Below are 16,395 nucleotides of genomic sequence, written 5' to 3'. Positions count from 1 at the left end.
GCCTCACTTTGTGGGGGAAACTCAGGCCTGAATCGTAACCGGAGCAGCTCCATGCAACCTCTGTTATAAGCCCCATGAAGCCTGATTTATCAGGTTTCATGTATAAAATTTTGTGAAACGGGAAACCTTCGCTAATAGGGGGAGGTTTAACTAATGAACAAAATGGGCTTATACCAGAGGTTTTGGTGTCTCTTCGTCACAATCATTCTGCTGCTGACAGCGGCCGGGATCTACCCGGATTACACGCACAAGTCAGCTCAGGCGAGAGCGGCGGAAGACACGGCAAGGCAGCTTAGTGCAGACAGCGCGAAGTTAAAGGTTCAGCGTCAGTACACCAGTTCAGCATCTCTGCTGGGGGGTTCTTCAAGAGTAAGGCAGCCGGAAGTCTTCAAGGCTCCTAAGCCAACTGAGGCACCGGCAGTCAAACCTAAAGCCAAAGCTGCAGCCAAGCAGCCGGTCACAGTACCGGTAGCCGCACCTGCGCCGGAGCAGATCATCACTTCAATGAAAGTAACCGCGACCGGGTACACAGCCGGCTACGAGTCCACAGGCAAGACTGCGAAGCATCCGCAGTATGGAATCACGTATTCGGGTGTCAAGGTGCGCCGGGATAAGAACACGGTGTCGACCATTGCTGCAGACCCGAAAGTTCTGCCTTTGGGAAGTATTTTATATATACCGGGTTATGGCTATGCTGTTGTCGCTGATACAGGTTCAGCAATTAAAGGACGTAAGATCGACTTATATTTCAGCACTACCAAGCAGGTGTATAAGGAATGGGGCAAGAAGACCGTGGTTGTTCATCTGATCAAACGCGGCACCGGAAAATGTACGGAGAGCATGCTGAAGAATCTTAGCCAGGCCATTCAGACCTATAATGGAGTGCCGCAAGACCTGCTGGACGAGGTTATTTAGAGCACCGGGCAGCTTTTCCGGAGGTTTGATTTTTTTTTCACTTAAGCATGCATAAGACGGCACGGCATTTCCCATAATATCGACTGAGGCAAGCGACTTGCCTTTCTTGATAATAAGGGAGGTGAACAATTCCGTGGCTAAAAAACCAAAGGTTCAGGAAAACTATAAAACACCAAATGAAAAATACAATGCTGAGTTTGCCGTTGAGAACGACGGTGCAACTACTAAGAGCAGCACGTTCTCCAAACCGGTACAAAAACCGCAGCAGTAACAGTAGTGCTGTGATACCGGAATTTTGTTAAGAAAGCTGTCCTCTCAGGTCCAAATACGGGCTGGAGGACAGCTTTTTTATGTGGGAACAATTCCCTTAATATCCCATACATATCGGTCCCGGGACCGAGGCCTGTTTCCTTCTCACGCCGCTGTCCGGCACAGCTATCTTGTTGTAGACTAAGTCTATAAGCGTGAAGAAGCAAGTTCACATCATTTACAAGGAGGAAGGACATATGAAACGAAGGTTTACCAGCCAGGTGCTGGGCGGACTGATTCTGATCGGTCTCGGGGGCATGTTTCTGCTCAGACAGATGGGCTACACCGATTTCAGCCTGGGTTCACTGATATCCACATATTGGCCGGTTATTCTGATTGCACTGGGGCTTAAGCGTTTTCTGTCGCCGGATGATGAGCGTTCGAGATTTTCTGCGACGCTGGGCGGATTTTTCTTCCTGGCGATCGGTGTATTTTTCCTGGGACGGAATCTGGACTGGTTCGAATTCTCTTCTGGTGATTTCTTCAAACTGCTGATTCCGGTAATGCTGATCGGCGGCGGTCTGGCCGTGATCTTCAAGCCGCGCAGCCATACGCCTCCGGTTCCTCCGGCGCCTCCTGCACCGCCGAATTTCTATCCGCCCGGACCAGGCAACAGCCCGCTGGATCCGCCGCCTGCACCGCTGGAGTCCACGCTGGATGAGCAGTTTGAACAGAAATTCGGCAAGTCCTCGGGCTCCGGGGAGCGGAACTGGAATGATTATCTGCACAAAGATGATGCAGGGGCTGAGGATGGCCCCGGGGATTATTCTTCTGCAGATGCCCGCTGGCAGGAGAAGCAGGAGCGGCATGACCGCAGACGCCAGGAGCGTCAGGAACGACATGCCCGCCGGCACGGAGAGTGGCATGAGGAGTTTCAGGATACCGCGCATGATAAAGAAACGACGAACCGCTCGGCTTTTATCGGTGATGTGCATATGGGCCGTGAGCATTTTCAATTAAAGCATACGAATATTTCGCAGTTTATCGGCGACACCGTGCTGGACTTGACCAATGCGCAAATTCCTTACGGTGAAACGAAGATTAACATTTCCGCTTTTGTCGGGGATATTAAGGTGTACATTCCGGATGATATGGATCTTGGGGTGTCGGTCACCGGCAGCTCGTTCATCGGCGATATGCAGGTGCTGGAGCAGTCGCGCAGCGGGTTCATGAGCAATGTCCAGTGCAAGACACCCTACTATAAGGAAGCGGGCAAAAAAGTCCGTATTAACGTCAGTGCCTTCATCGGCGATATTAAAGTTAAAACGGTGGGCTAAATGGGGACGATCTTCAGCAATACCAAATGGATGCTGCTGGTGTATTTTCTGCTTAGCGGGGGAGTCACTGCCGGGCTGATGTATGCGGGGACATGCCTGGGCTATATCCAGGTGGTGGATACGAGAATGTGGCTGTATCTGTGTCTGGGCATCATCCTCTTTACTGTCATTATCGGCTACATTGCCGGACAACGGATTCAGCGGCGGATTGACCACCTGGATCTGAATATGCTGCAGGTAGCCAAAGGCAATCTGTCTGTGCGGATGCCGGAGAGTGATGACCAGTCCTTCGCCCGGGTCTACCATGAGTTCAATGTGATGATGGATACGGTTGAGAAGAAGATGAAGCTTCTGCAGCAATTGGGCGAGCAGGAAGTGATTGAGAAGGAAAAGGCAGCGGAAAGCGCGGTACTGGAAGAGCGGAGGCGTATGGCCCGGGATCTGCATGATACGGTGAGCCAGCAGCTGTTCGCCATTCACATGTCCGCCTCTTCGCTGCCTAAAGTGCTTGAACGGAGTGCTGAGCATGGGCAGACGGTAATGGACCAGCTGATCAGTATGTCCCAGATGGCACAGAAGCAGATGCGCGCGCTGATTGCTCAGCTGCGGCCGGTGGAGCTGGAGGGCAGGAATCTGTTCGAGGCGCTGGAGAAATGGTTCCCGGATTACTGCCGCCAGAACGGGCTTAAAGGGGTAAAGGAGCTTGAGCTGCAGGGAGAGCTGTCCGAAGCGATTGAGCATCAGCTGTTCCTGATCATTCAGGAGTCGATGGCGAACATCGTCAAGCATGCCGGAGCACGGGTGGTCAGCCTGTCGCTGCGTGAAGTCACCCGGCAGGTGGTGCTAAGCATCAGTGACGACGGGCAGGGCTTCGAGCAGGTGCAGCACAAGCAAGGCTCTTACGGTCTGACCACGATGCGTGAACGTGCGGAAAAGCTCGGCGGCCAGGTGGAAATTATCAGCCGTAAGGGGGCGGGAACGACGATCCGCGTACATATTCCCAAGTTTGTGCAGGGCAGCCGGGTGCCGGCTGATTCCGTTTCCGGTTCTCCTGAAACCGGTGCAGACGCAGATACAGACTTGGATGAGGAATAATAGGATGCAGATGCTATCAAAACTTTAGCGTATGCTTCCGGAGTGAGTTTTGCGAAGAAGATGCCAGGATGCAGATGCTATCAAAACTTTAGCGTATGCTTCCGGAGTGAGTTTTGCGAAGAAGATGCCAGGAAGCAGATGCTATCAAAACTTTAGGGGGAAGCAACATGAGTATCATTAGAGTATTGCTTGTAGATGATCACGATATGGTGCGGATGGGCCTCAAAACCTATCTGATGCTGGACCCGATGTTTGAGGTGATCGGTGAAGCGGCCAACGGCCATGAAGCGCTGGCGATGCTGCGCGGGCTGGGGCAGGAGGCGCTGCCGGATCTCGTGCTGATGGATCTGATGATGCCGGTCATGAACGGGGCAGAAACGACACGTGCGGTGCTGGCCGAATTCCCCGGCCTCAAAATAGTGATCCTCACCAGTTTCCTGGAGGATGACCTGGTAGTGGATGCCATTGAGGCCGGCGCCGTAAGCTATGTGCTCAAAACCGTTTCGGCGGAAGAACTGATTTACGCGCTGCAGGGCGCCTACCGCGGCATGCCGGTAATGACCGGCGATGTCTCGCAGGCATTAACCCGCGGCATCCGCCAGCGGACCGTGCAGGGGGATTCCTCAGGCCTTACCGAACGGGAGAAGGAAGTGCTGCTGCTGATCGCCGAGGGCAAAACCAATAAGGATATCGGCGAAGAGCTGCATATCAGCATCAAGACAGTGAAGACGCATGTCAGCAACCTGCTGATGAAGTGCGAGCTCGATGACCGTACCCAGCTGGCTATTTATGCCCACCGGAAGGGCTGGGCTCAAGGCTAGCGGTTCATACCGGTCTTCTATTGGCAATCTCATAAATCTGTCATGTATCACCCCCGGCGGGTAATTGGCCGGGGGTTTGTTTTATTCTACATGCTAAATCTATACATCTTTTATCTGCGTTTAAATTGTTTTTAATGTGACCTTAAGGTTTAAAGTACAAAATAAGAACAAGAAAACAAATAACACTTTGCCGGACAAGGCAAGGCGCGGGAGGAAAGAAAAACATGGACGATAACAAAAACAACTACAACAACTATAATCGTGATAATGAACCGGGACCGGATCGGGATTGGGACAATAATAGCAACACCAGCAGCAACGCAAATGACAGCAGTGAGCATGCGGAGGCGGGCTCTTCGTACTACTACTCTTACGGTCCTTTCAAATCGATGAATAATGATGAAATGAATTCAGACGGGCAGCATTATAACCGCCGGGAGCCGGACCGGGTAGAGATTACCCCTCCCCAGCCGGTGAAGCCACTGCCGTACAACACTTCGCTGCGCACTACAGGCTATGACGGAAACGGCGGACGCGGCGGCAACCCTCCTGAAGGGAACAACAGCTGGCAGTATAACCGCAAGCCGAAGAAGCCGGTCAAGGCGGTGCTGGTCTCTTTTCTCGCCGGAATGATTGTCTTGTCGGGTTCCATGGTTATGGCGGACCGGGGCAACTGGTTCACAGGGGATCAGGCGGCAACAGTCGCCACTTCGAATACAGCAGCCAAGACGGCTAACGGCAGCGCGACAATAACACCTTCAACCTCTACTGCCGCACTTGTTACCGGCTCAGGTGATGTATCCAGCGTAGTAGACGGTGTAGGACCGGCCGTTGTCAAAATTGAGACACTGGTCAAATCGAGCAGCAGAAGCAGCAGCAATCCGAATATGAGCGACCCGTTCTCCCAGTTCTTCTTCGGAGACCAGTTCGGCGGCAGCTCTTCCGGCTCTAACGGCTCTAACTCAGAATCCCAGTCCGAATCAAACAACTCCGGTTCTTCCCAGCTTACTCCATACGGAATCGGTACCGGCTTCATCTATGATTCTAACGGCTATATTTTGACCAACCAGCACGTTGTGGAGAACGCCGATGTTATCCAGGTTACCGTGGACGGCAATACTAAACCTTACGAAGCTAAGCTGCTCGGTTCCAGCAAAGATCTGGACCTGGCTGTACTCAAAATTGAAGGAGCCGACTTCCCTACAGTAGCGCTTGGTGATTCCGACAGCATCAAGGTAGGCTCTGAAGTGGTGGCTATCGGTAATCCGCAGGGCTTTGACCACACCGTTACGGCAGGGGTACTGAGCGCCAAAGGCCGCAGCATTGATATCAATGAAGAAGACGGCAGCGGTACCCGAAACTACAAGAATCTGCTGCAGACCGATGCTTCGATTAACCCAGGGAACTCGGGCGGACCTCTGCTCAATCTGAACGGCCAGGTTATCGGAATGAATGTAGCCGTAAGTACGGATTCCCAGGGTATCGGCTTTGCTATCGCAGTCAATACCATTAAGGAAGTAGTAGATAAGCTGGAAGCCAACCAGGCAATTCCTAAAGAACCGGTACCATTCATCGGTGCTTCACTGATGACCATTACCGATCAGGTAGCCCAGCAAATGGGCACTGACATTAAGGAAGGCTCCGTGGTTGCCGAGATTGTCTTCAAATCGCCAGCCTATACTGCGGACCTGCGTCCTTACGACATCATTACGGGTGTGAACGGTACGAATTATGCAACCAGCCAGGATCTGATTACTTACATCCAGAGCCTTAAGGTTGGCGATCAGGTTACACTGAATGTAGTACGTGACGGCAAGAAGCTGGATCTTCCGGTGACCATCGGCAACAAAAATGATTTTGACACTACTCAAACCCAGAAGCAATAAACATGCCGGACGGTGAATAACGCAGCGGAAGGGGAAACCCTTCCGTTTTTGCTGCCCTGCTGCGGATGCGGAGAGCGGGATTCATCTGATACAATAGAGATATATGAACTATACAATGGGGGCTGCCGGATGCGACCGAATATACTAATTATTGATGATGATGAGAAAATAATATCCATGCTGCGCCGCGGGCTGGCCTTTGAAGGCTATGATGTCAAAACGGCTGCCAACGGGGCTGACGGGCTGCGTGCTGTTATGGCCGGTGATCCGGATGTTGTGATTCTGGATGTGATGATGCCCCAGGTAGACGGCTTCGAGGTCTGCCGGCGGCTGCGCGAGGGCGGAAGCAGTGTTCCTGTGCTGATGCTGACAGCCAAGGACGAGATTGAGCACCGGGTCAAGGGGCTGGATCTTGGCGCGGATGATTACCTGGTGAAGCCGTTTGCCCTGGAGGAGTTGCTGGCCCGGGTGCGCGCCCTGCTGCGGCGCAAGAGTGAGCAGGGAGGCGGCTCCGAGCAGGCGATTGCCTACGAGGATATTACGCTGGATGTGGATTCGCGTGAAGTGCTGCGCGGCGGCAAACGCCTGGAGCTGACGGCGAAGGAGTTTGAGCTGCTGCATTTGTTCATGCAGAACCCGAAGCGGGTGCTGTCCAGGGATCTGATTATGGATAAAATATGGGGTTATGATTACAGCGGAGAATCTAATGTGCTCGAAGTGTACATCGCTATGCTGCGCCAGAAAACGGAGGAGCATGGCGGAAAAAGGCTGATTCAAACGATCCGGGGAGCCGGCTACATCCTAAGAGGTGACTAATATGTCTATACGATTGCGGTTGACCGCCTGGTACTCAGGCATTCTGGCCGTTATGCTGCTGGCCTTGTCAGCCGCAATTTACGGGTTTGTGTATTTTGACAGCTATGGCGATATTAAGAACCGGCTTGTAGAACAGTCGAACAAGGTAGTCCTTGGGCAGGCCTGGAGCAATGGCAACCTGAAGCTTGTGATCGGCGGCCCGGAAGGGCAGAATCTGTTCGCACAAATGTATATCTACGATCTGAAAAGGCTGATTGCAAATGACAATCTGGATAATATTGATGTCCAGTTCAATATTCCCGATCAGAAGGACCTGGAGCATCAGCAAGGCTTCATTAAGTCGAGCTATGAGGGCAATCCGTTTCTGGTCTATCAGATTTCAATTGATGTAACTACAACGGACGGGATGATTCCGGCTGTGCTTCAGGTTGCCGCTTATACGGGGGAACAGGACAGGCTGCTTTTGACGCTGAAAAATATTCTGCTGGTCGGCTCCTTCGCCACGCTGATTGCCGCCTTCACCTTCGGCCTGTTCCTGGCCCGCAAGGCAATGAGCCCGATCGGTATGGTCATTGAGGCGGCAAACGGAATCCAGACCGGAACGGATCTCAGCTCGCGGATTGAATATAACGGACCGCAGGATGAGATCGGCCGGCTAATTGAAACCGTTAACAGCATGCTTGGCCGGATGGAGGGCTTCTACACCGGACTGGAGGAGGCGTATGCGACCCAGCGCCGCTTCGTGTCGGATGCCTCGCATGAGCTGCGGACACCGCTGACAACGATCCGCGGAAACATTGATCTGCTGCAGAAGGTCTGGGAGCTGGAGCCGGATAACAGCCGGATGACTGAGGCCGAAATCCGCCAGCTTTCTATCGAATCCGTGAAGGATATTGCCGATGAGGCAGCCCGAATGAGCCGGCTGGTGTCGGATATGCTGTCTCTGGCCAGAGCGGATACCGGCCGGACCTTTGATATTGAGCCGGTAGCCCTGGAGCCGATGATGACCGAGGTGGCCCGCCGGGCGTCCTTCCTGCCGCGGCAGGCGGAATGGTCTGTGGGTGAGCTGGGACATCTGAACGGAAAATATATTCTTGGCAACAAGGATTATCTGCAGCAGATGATGTTTATTTTCATTGACAATGCTTTCAAATATACGCCTGAGGGTCAGGTGTCGCTGGATGCTGTCTTTTACCAGAACCAGGTGGGCATCCGTATTGCCGATACCGGAATCGGAATGGAAAAGGATGAGGTGCCGCATATCTTCGACCGCTTCTACCGTGCGGATGAATCCAGAGGCATTACCGAAGGCATCGGGCTTGGACTGTCCATCGCCAAGTGGATTATTGACGAGCACGGAGGGTCTGTAGAGGTGGTCACCCGCCAGGGCGAAGGGACAACGTTCGTGATCTGGCTGCCGCTTCTCTTTGCCCCGCCGCTGGAATAGGGTATAATTAAACCGTTCCTATTACAGCAGTCATTGACAGCAGAAAGCGGTGAATTCATGGAAGTCATCAAAATTTCTCCCCGGGGCTATTGCTATGGCGTCGTCGATGCGATGGTTATGGCACGGCAGGCGGCACAAAATCTTGATTTGCCCCGGCCGATTTATATACTTGGCATGATTGTGCATAACAGCCATGTCACGAATTCGTTTGAGGATGACGGGATTATTACGCTGGACGGGCATAACCGTCTGGATATTCTGGATAAAGTGGATAGCGGTACAGTCATTTTCACAGCACACGGCGTATCGCCGGAGGTGCGCAAGCTGGCCCGGGCTAAAGGGCTGACCACGGTCGATGCCACCTGTCCGGATGTGACGAAGACGCATGACCTTATCAGAGAGAAGGTTGCCGAGGGCTGCCAGATCATATACATCGGCAAGAAGGGCCATCCAGAGCCGGAAGGCGCTGTGGGCATTGCTCCGGAGCATGTCCATCTGATAGAGACAGAGGCTGATATTGCCGGACTCGTGCTTAATTCCTCCCAGATTGTCATTACGAACCAGACGACCATGAGCCAGTGGGATATCAAGCATATTATGAAAAAACTGCTCGAAACCTACCCCGGCGCCGAGGTGCATAATGAGATCTGTATGGCGACCCAGGTACGCCAGGAAGCTGTGGCCGAGCAGGCCGGCCAGTGTGAGCTGGTGATCGTTGTCGGAGACCCGCGCAGTAATAACTCGAACCGGCTGGCACAGGTGTCGGAAGAGATTGCCGGCGTGCCGGCACACCGGATCGCTGATGTGTCCGAGATGAATACGGATTGGCTGAAGGGAATTACCAAGGTGGGTGTGACCTCGGGAGCTTCAACGCCTACGCCGATTACGAAGGAAGTTATCGCTTATCTGGAGCAGTATGATGATGATAAGCCTGAGACCTGGGAGATCAGACGCACGGTGAATATGGCGAAGCTGCTGCCGCCGGTGAAGAACAAGACGGCCAGCACTACTTAATGGATTGACACGTAAGTGAAATTATAGATTCCATACAAGAACAGTGCGGCTCCGTTTGGGGCTGCACTGTTTTTTATGTAGCATGTTTCGGGGTCCACGACTGGCAGGAGTCCCGCTGTGGCGGACAGTTTATCAAGCATGATGAGCAGATCTGACTGCAGGAATTTGTAAAGACTGGGCTGCAGAACGGGGATTAACGGTTGACTGAAAGGGAAAGATGCGGTAAAATTACTTTAGTGCTTAAAAGCGTACACGCGTCGTAGCGAGATAGTATTTATTCTTATAATCTGAACAATACTTTAATTATCCAAAAGGGGAGCTATAATATGATCGTTATTACATCCAACCAAACACCGCAGGAGCAGGTAAATGATATTATTGCCGTTATTGAGCGGGAGGGCCTGCAGGTTCATCTCTCAAGGGGAGCGGATCATACTGTAATCGGGCTTGTCGGCGGAGTGACACCGAAGCTTGCCGAGCATCTGCGCCAGATGAAGGGCGTAGAGAATGTTGTGAAGATCACTAAATCCTACAAGCTGGCCAGCCGTGACTTCCACCCGGAGGATACGGTTATTGATATCCGCGGCGTCAAGATCGGCGGGGAGAATCTCGTCATTATGGGCGGCCCGTGTGCCGTGGAATCTCCGGAGCAGATTGATGAGATCGCCCGGCTGGTCAAGGCTTCCGGCGGCCAGGTGCTGCGCGGGGGTGCCTTCAAGCCGCGTACCGGACCTTACAGCTTCCAGGGCGTCGGCGTGGAAGGCCTTACGATGATGGCAGAAGCGGGCAAACGTCACGGCCTGCTGACCATCACCGAGGTTATGACACCGGAGTACGTGGATATCTGTGCGGAGCATGCTGATATTCTGCAGGTGGGTACACGCAACATGCAGAACTTTGACCTGCTGCGCAAGCTGGGAACCTGCGGCCGTCCTGTGCTGCTGAAGCGCGGCTTCAGTGCGACTTACGACGAGCTGCTGAATGCGGCGGAATACATCCTCGCCGGAGGCAACCGTGATGTTATGTTATGCGAGCGCGGTATCCGTACGTTCGAAACCTACACACGCAACACGCTGGATCTGTCGGCCATTCCAGTGCTGCAGAATCTCAGCCATCTGCCGGTCATTTCTGACCCGAGCCACGGCACCGGACGGCGTGAGCTGGTTGCCCCGATGGCTAAGGCTTCGGTTGCTGCAGGCGCCAACGGTCTAATCATCGAAATGCATACCGATCCTGATAATTCGATGACTGGCGACGGCGTGCAGTCGCTGTTCCCTGGGCAGTTTGACGATTTGCTGAGAGATCTGGAGAAGCTGGCACCGCTTGTCGGCCGCAAGTTCTCGCCGTCTCTGGAACCGGCAGCTTTAGTATAAAATACAGCTGATCCCTAGCTGATTACAGCCGTTCTTCCCCTGCTTCGTGCGGAGGGAGAGGGCTGTTTTTTGTGGAAACAGGACAAAGGTGACATGGAAATCGGGTGAAATTGGTATTTTCACCAAAGCGTCAGAATATCTTACATTGTCGTAAGAAATACCTGACATAAGCATTGACGATGTTAGGTTTGAGATTTATAATGACGACAGCAAAAAAATAAAAACAAGAACATTTGATACTGTGAGCGGCCTAATGTTCGGAACTTGGGGAGGAATTAAGCATGTCGGTTGAAAAAGTGTTGCAGACGATCAAGGAAAACAATATCGAGTGGGTGGATTTCCGGTTTGTAGATTTGGGTGGACGTGCCCACCACATCTCATTGCCAGCATCCGCGGTTGAAGAAGAAACATTTGTAAATGGAGTAGCATTTGATGGTTCTTCCATTACAGGTTTCCGGGGGATTGAAGAGTCGGATATGGTAATGATGCCTGATCCAAGCACTACTTACATCGATCCGTTTACAGCTCACCCAACGCTGAACATCATGTGCGATATTTTCACACCTGATGGCGAACGTTATGAGCGCGACCCGCGCGGTATCGCTGTAAAGGCTGAAGAGTTCCTGCAGGCAAGCGGTGTAGGTACAGCAGCATTCTTCGCACCTGAGTCTGAATTCTTCATCTTCGACGATGTCCGTTATGAGAGCGGCATGAACAGTGCTTCCTTCTTCGTGGATTCGGAAGAAGCGGCATGGAACACTAACCGTAAGGATGAAGGCGGCAACCTGGCATTCAAAGTAGGCGTTAAAGGCGGTTACGTGCCTGTAGCTCCAGTGGATTCCCAACAGGACATCCGCAGCGAAATGTGCCGTTTGCTTGCTGAAGCAGGCCTTGAAATCGAACGTCACCACCATGAGGTGGCAACTGCAGGCCAGGCGGAAATCAACTTCCGTTTCGACACCCTGAAGAAAACAGCTGATAATCTCCTGACTTACAAATATATTGTGCAGAACACTGCACGCCAATACGGCAAGGTAGCAACCTTCATGCCTAAACCGCTCTTCGGTGATAACGGCAGCGGGATGCACGTTCACCAGTCGATCTTCAACGGCAGCGAGCCTTTGTTCTACGAAAAAGGCGCTTATGCCAACCTGAGTGAGCTGGCCCTGCACTACATCGGCGGTATCCTGTATCATGCTCCGGCACTCATCGCGCTGACTAACCCAAGCACCAACTCATTCAAACGTCTGGTTCCTGGTTATGAAGCGCCAGTTAACCTGGTGTACTCCAAAGGTAACCGTTCCGCTGCTGTCCGTATCCCGGTAGCTGCTGTGACACCTAAGGGCTGTCGCATCGAGTTCCGTACACCGGACTCCACTGCTAACCCTTACCTGGCCTTCTCTGCTATGCTGATGGCTGGTCTGGACGGAATCAAGAAGAAGATCAACCCGGAAGAAATGGGTTACGGTCCACTGGATAAGAACATCTACGAACTGTCTGATGCAGACAAAGAGAAAATCCGCAGCGTTCCGGGTACACTGGACGAAGCTCTGGATGCTCTGGAAGCAGATTTCGATTTCCTTACAGAGGGCGGCGTATTCACTAAGGACTTCATCGATAACTATATCGCGCTGAAACGTTCCGAAGCCCAAGCCGTTGCGATCCGCGTTCACCCGCATGAATACTCCCTGTACTTTGATGTATAAGATGAATTAATGAGAATATAGTTTGCTAAATAAGCCCCCGGGATCTCCTAGATTCCGGGGGCTTATTCTATGTGTTGCAACGGCATAGGCGGGAGCCTGTGCTGCGTCACCCGCCACAGTATCATCCGCCGCAGCTCCTGTTTCCACTGCTGATCTCCCGCTACGTTACTGCTGCCGCAGCCGCATGAGCTCATCAGGATGAATCCTGTACTTTATGCAACAATTCGCTTCTGAAAACAACGCAACTCCAGGATTGTTGCATGGAATGCAGCAATTCTCCTCAATAGGGCTGATTAGTAGGTCTATTATTGTATTTCGTACAACAATCCTTACTGATACCCGGAAATCAGTGGGTCAAAGTTGCAGTTTGTACAACAATGTGCTTAGTGCGTCAGCGGAGTGGACTCCAGAATATTAATTTACTTTGCGGATAGCATGAAGGTTTCGTTGATTTTCGTATTTACACGCATATATATAATAGAAGGAATGTGATTAAATAGCATATGAATTTTAGATAGCGTTTACAATGGATGGTATGTTCGTGTTATGTATTCTTTGAAAAAGTGTTTATATATATTGGATAAGTAAAGGCACGACTTAAAGGCGGGAAAACCCCTGTAATTCGAAAGTGCTTTCGCTTAAGGGGGATCTGAATAAAGCTTGATATACCAGCGATTTCAGCAAAATAATGCACTTAATAGAAGTCATAAAAAACGCTTTACAAACAGAATTAACGATGTGATAATGAAAAACGAAACCGATTTCGTAAATTTATTTTTTCTGTTAACGGAAACTATCCAGATCTTATTAGAAAGGATGAATATAGTGAATCATACAAAGAAGCCAGGCTGGAGCTTTACCGGAAATAACGGAGATTTCAGGCTGGAGCAGCCGGACCGGAGCAGTTTTTTATATTTTCCGCTGGTGAATGAGGGGGGCATGATGTCTTCGGTCAGCCCGAAGCTGCATGGTCAGGTTACTTCAGGCCATAATACCTTTCTTACACCGCCGATTTCAGTCGAGGATCTGCACAACTCGCGGGCATCACGTAATTTTTGGGTATATGCGAAGGGCAAGGGCGCGTGGTCGGCTGCAGGGAATTCTGCCCGGCAGAATGCGGCAATCTATGGGGAGTCTGCAGATGAAGCTGTCCTGGAAGCCGGATTATTATGGCATAAAGTGACGCGTGAAAGTAAAGAGCTGGGAGTAAAGGCGGAGGTCACCAGCTTCGTACCTTGCGGAAATGATAAGGTAGAGCTGATGAAGGTTGTGCTGACCAACAGCGGACCGGAAGAGCTTACCCTGACACCAACGGCGGCGGTTCCGCTCTATGCCCGCTCGGCAGATGATCTGCGGGATCACCGGCATGTGACTTCGCTGCTTAACCGGATCTATACTTCCGCTTATGGAGTAGAAGTGCAGCCGGCGCTTTCGTTTGATGAACGCGGGCACCGGATTAATCACACCTCATATGGAGTGTTTGGCGCAGCAGAAGGCGGAGCTAAGCCTGCCGGCTTGTTCCCGGTTCAGGAGGAATTTATCGGTGAAGGCGGAAGCCTGGACTGGCCGGAAGCAGTTGTACTTAATCTGGAAGCACAGATTGGTGAAGGCGGCGGTGTACATAGAGAGGGCTATGAAGCGCTGGGCGGACTGCGTTTCGCTACAGTTACACTGGCTCCGGGACAAAGCGGCTCATATGTAATTGTGCTGGCTATTGAGAATGACCGGATTGATGTGGAAGCTCTAATGGCTAAATATGGTTCAGTAACCGCTTTTGACGGGCTGCTGGAGGAGAACAAAAGCTTCTGGACGGAAAAAGTGAATACGGTGGAATTCCATACCGGAGATCATGCAGCTGACGAATGGATGAAATGGGTCACACTGCAGCCGGTGCTGCGCAGATTATACGGCAACTCCTTCCTGCCTTATCATGACTATGGCAGAGGCGGACGGGGCTGGCGTGATCTCTGGCAGGATTGCCTTGCCCTCCTGATTATGGAGCCTGCAGATGTTCGCAGCCTGCTGCTGAACAACTATGCCGGTGTCCGGATTGACGGAAGCAATGCAACCATAATCGGACAGCAGCCGGGAGAGTTCATCGCAGACCGGAACAATATTCCGCGCGTCTGGATGGATCACGGCGCCTGGCCGTTTCTTACAACCATGCTGTATTTGGATCAGAGCGGTGATCTGGACTTCCTGCTGCAGGAGCAGACGTACTTCCGCGACAGCTTCATGAGCCGCTGCAAGCAGCGGGACTCATCCTGGGAGCCGGGGGCAGGCAACACGCTGCGGACCCGTGCGGGTGAAGTCTATACAGGAACCATTCTGGAGCATATCCTGCTGCAGAATCTGGTACCCTTCTTCAATGTGGGTGAGCATAACAACATTCTGCTTGAAGGAGCAGACTGGAACGACGGCCTGGATATGGCTGCCCAGCGCGGGGAAAGTGTAACCTTTACCGCTTTCTATGCAAGCAATCTCCTGGACCTTTCCCGGCTGCTGATTACGCTTCAGGAACGCACCGGGGCAGATACACTGGAGCTGGCCGAAGAAATGGTGCTGCTGCTTGATTCATTAGGCGAATCCGTTGAGTATGAATCTGTGGCTGCCAAACATGAGCAGCTGGAACGCTTCTATAGCGCTGCACCGAATCAGGTGAGCGGAGTCCGCGCTGTATTGAAGCTGGAGCAGGTTGCAGACGACCTGGCCCGCAAAGCAGAATGGATCTTCGCCCATCTGCGCCGGAATGAGTGGGTGGAGAGTGCAGAGGGCGGCGGCTGGTTCAACGGTTACTACAATAATGACAGCGAACGTGTAGAGGGTGAATTCGCTGCAGGCACCCGCATGACACTGACCGGCCAGGTATTCCCGCTGCTCGGGCACGCCGCTGCTCCGGAGCAGGTGCCGGCGATTATCTCAGCTGTGGAACGGAACCTGTTCGATGAGCGGATCGGCTACCGGCTGAACAGCAGCTTCGGCGGCATTCAGCAGAATCTGGGCCGGGCATTCGGCTTTGCCTTCGGCCACAAAGAGAACGGGGCGATGTTCAGCCATATGACCGTTATGTACGGCAATGCGCTGTATAAGCGGGGTTATGTTAAAGAGGGCCGCAAGGTGCTTGATTCATTGTACAGCCTCAGCGCGGACTTTGAGGTCAGCCGGATGTATCCCGGCATTCCGGAGTACATTAATGAGCAGGGCAGAGGGATGTATACTTATCTGACCGGCTCCGCAAGCTGGCTGCTGCTGACGATGGTTACCGAGGTATTCGGGGTCAAAGGAAAGCTAGGTGACCTGCTGCTGCAGCCGAAGCTGGTTGCAGAGCAGTTCGATGCGGAAAGAAGAGCGTCCATTAAAACGATCTTCGCCGGACGGCAGCTGAAAGTCGTCTATACGGCTTCAGGAAGCGCGGAGTTCGGGGAGTACCAAATACACGCTGTGAGGCTGAACGGCTCTGAGGTAACGCTTCAGCGCGTCTCAGAGGGTGTTCTGATTCCGCGCAGCGCAATGACCGCTCTTCCGGAGGGCGAAATCCATCTTCTTGAGGTGGAGCTGGCCTAACTGAGGCTTGCCTGAATGAATAATGTTAATTTAGAATAACATTAGTTTAATTATTTTGACGCCTGCTCAGCCCTTGGCGGGAGCAGGCGTTTTTGTAATATATACAATACACCAAGATATAAGGTGTTTACTAAGAATAACGATAAGCGAGAAGGAACGCAGGGGAATATTG

The 16,395-nt window shown here is 52.2% G+C and carries 12 protein-coding genes; all 12 read left to right on the top strand.

The features are described 5' to 3' along the window. The first annotated feature begins 204 nt into the window (after nucleotides 1–204). Nucleotides 205–915, top strand: coding sequence for a 3D domain-containing protein (locus LOS79_RS15170; protein WP_397386795.1), 711 nt, complete (start codon nucleotides 205–207; stop codon nucleotides 913–915). 133 nt (nucleotides 916–1,048) lie between these two features. Continuing rightward, nucleotides 1,049–1,186, top strand: coding sequence for a hypothetical protein (locus tag LOS79_RS15165; RefSeq protein WP_315421254.1), 138 nt, complete (start codon nucleotides 1,049–1,051; stop codon nucleotides 1,184–1,186). A gap of 235 nt (nucleotides 1,187–1,421) precedes the next feature. Further along, nucleotides 1,422–2,501, top strand: a complete 1,080-nt coding sequence (gene liaF / locus LOS79_RS15160) for a cell wall-active antibiotics response protein LiaF (protein WP_315421251.1) — start codon at nucleotides 1,422–1,424, stop codon at nucleotides 2,499–2,501. After that, the gene (locus LOS79_RS15155) at nucleotides 2,502–3,596 is read left to right on the top strand and encodes a HAMP domain-containing sensor histidine kinase (RefSeq protein ID WP_315421249.1); all 1,095 of its coding nucleotides are present in this window, start codon (nucleotides 2,502–2,504) and stop codon (nucleotides 3,594–3,596) included. It abuts the gene before it with no gap. 167 nt (nucleotides 3,597–3,763) lie between these two features. Further along, complete coding sequence (locus LOS79_RS15150; protein WP_315421246.1) at nucleotides 3,764–4,417, top strand: response regulator; 654 nt, start codon at nucleotides 3,764–3,766, stop codon at nucleotides 4,415–4,417. Nucleotides 4,418–4,641: 224 nt separating this feature from the next. After that, complete coding sequence (locus LOS79_RS15145) at nucleotides 4,642–6,303, top strand: S1C family serine protease (RefSeq protein WP_315421243.1); 1,662 nt, start codon at nucleotides 4,642–4,644, stop codon at nucleotides 6,301–6,303. A gap of 129 nt (nucleotides 6,304–6,432) precedes the next feature. After that, entirely contained in the window at nucleotides 6,433–7,119 is a 687-nt protein-coding gene (locus LOS79_RS15140) for a response regulator transcription factor (RefSeq protein ID WP_315421240.1), read from the top strand. A gap of 1 nt (nucleotide 7,120) precedes the next feature. Then, nucleotides 7,121–8,566: a sensor histidine kinase gene (locus tag LOS79_RS15135; RefSeq protein WP_315421237.1), complete on the top strand. Its 1,446-nt coding sequence runs from the start codon at nucleotides 7,121–7,123 to the stop codon at nucleotides 8,564–8,566. 57 nt (nucleotides 8,567–8,623) lie between these two features. Beyond that, entirely contained in the window at nucleotides 8,624–9,580 is a 957-nt protein-coding gene (locus LOS79_RS15130; protein WP_315422247.1) for a 4-hydroxy-3-methylbut-2-enyl diphosphate reductase, read from the top strand. A 326-nt stretch (nucleotides 9,581–9,906) separates the two neighbouring features. Continuing rightward, nucleotides 9,907–10,953 (top strand): 3-deoxy-7-phosphoheptulonate synthase, encoded by a 1,047-nt coding sequence (gene aroF, locus LOS79_RS15125; protein WP_315421235.1) that lies wholly within the window; start codon nucleotides 9,907–9,909, stop codon nucleotides 10,951–10,953. A 281-nt stretch (nucleotides 10,954–11,234) separates the two neighbouring features. Further along, nucleotides 11,235–12,659, top strand: coding sequence for a type I glutamate--ammonia ligase (glnA, locus tag LOS79_RS15120; protein WP_315421232.1), 1,425 nt, complete (start codon nucleotides 11,235–11,237; stop codon nucleotides 12,657–12,659). 825 nt (nucleotides 12,660–13,484) lie between these two features. Further along, nucleotides 13,485–16,223 carry a GH36-type glycosyl hydrolase domain-containing protein gene (locus LOS79_RS15115; protein WP_315421229.1) on the top strand — a complete coding sequence of 913 codons (2,739 nt, stop codon included), beginning with the start codon at nucleotides 13,485–13,487 and terminating at the stop codon, nucleotides 16,221–16,223. Nucleotides 16,224–16,395 lie beyond the last annotated feature (172 nt).

The sequence above is a fragment of the Paenibacillus sp. MMS20-IR301 genome (assembly GCF_032302195.1).
Lineage (GTDB): Bacteria > Bacillota > Bacilli > Paenibacillales > Paenibacillaceae > Paenibacillus_AQ.
The sequence above is the reverse complement of the archived record's forward strand: the minus strand, read 5'-3'. Positions and strand labels throughout refer to the sequence as shown.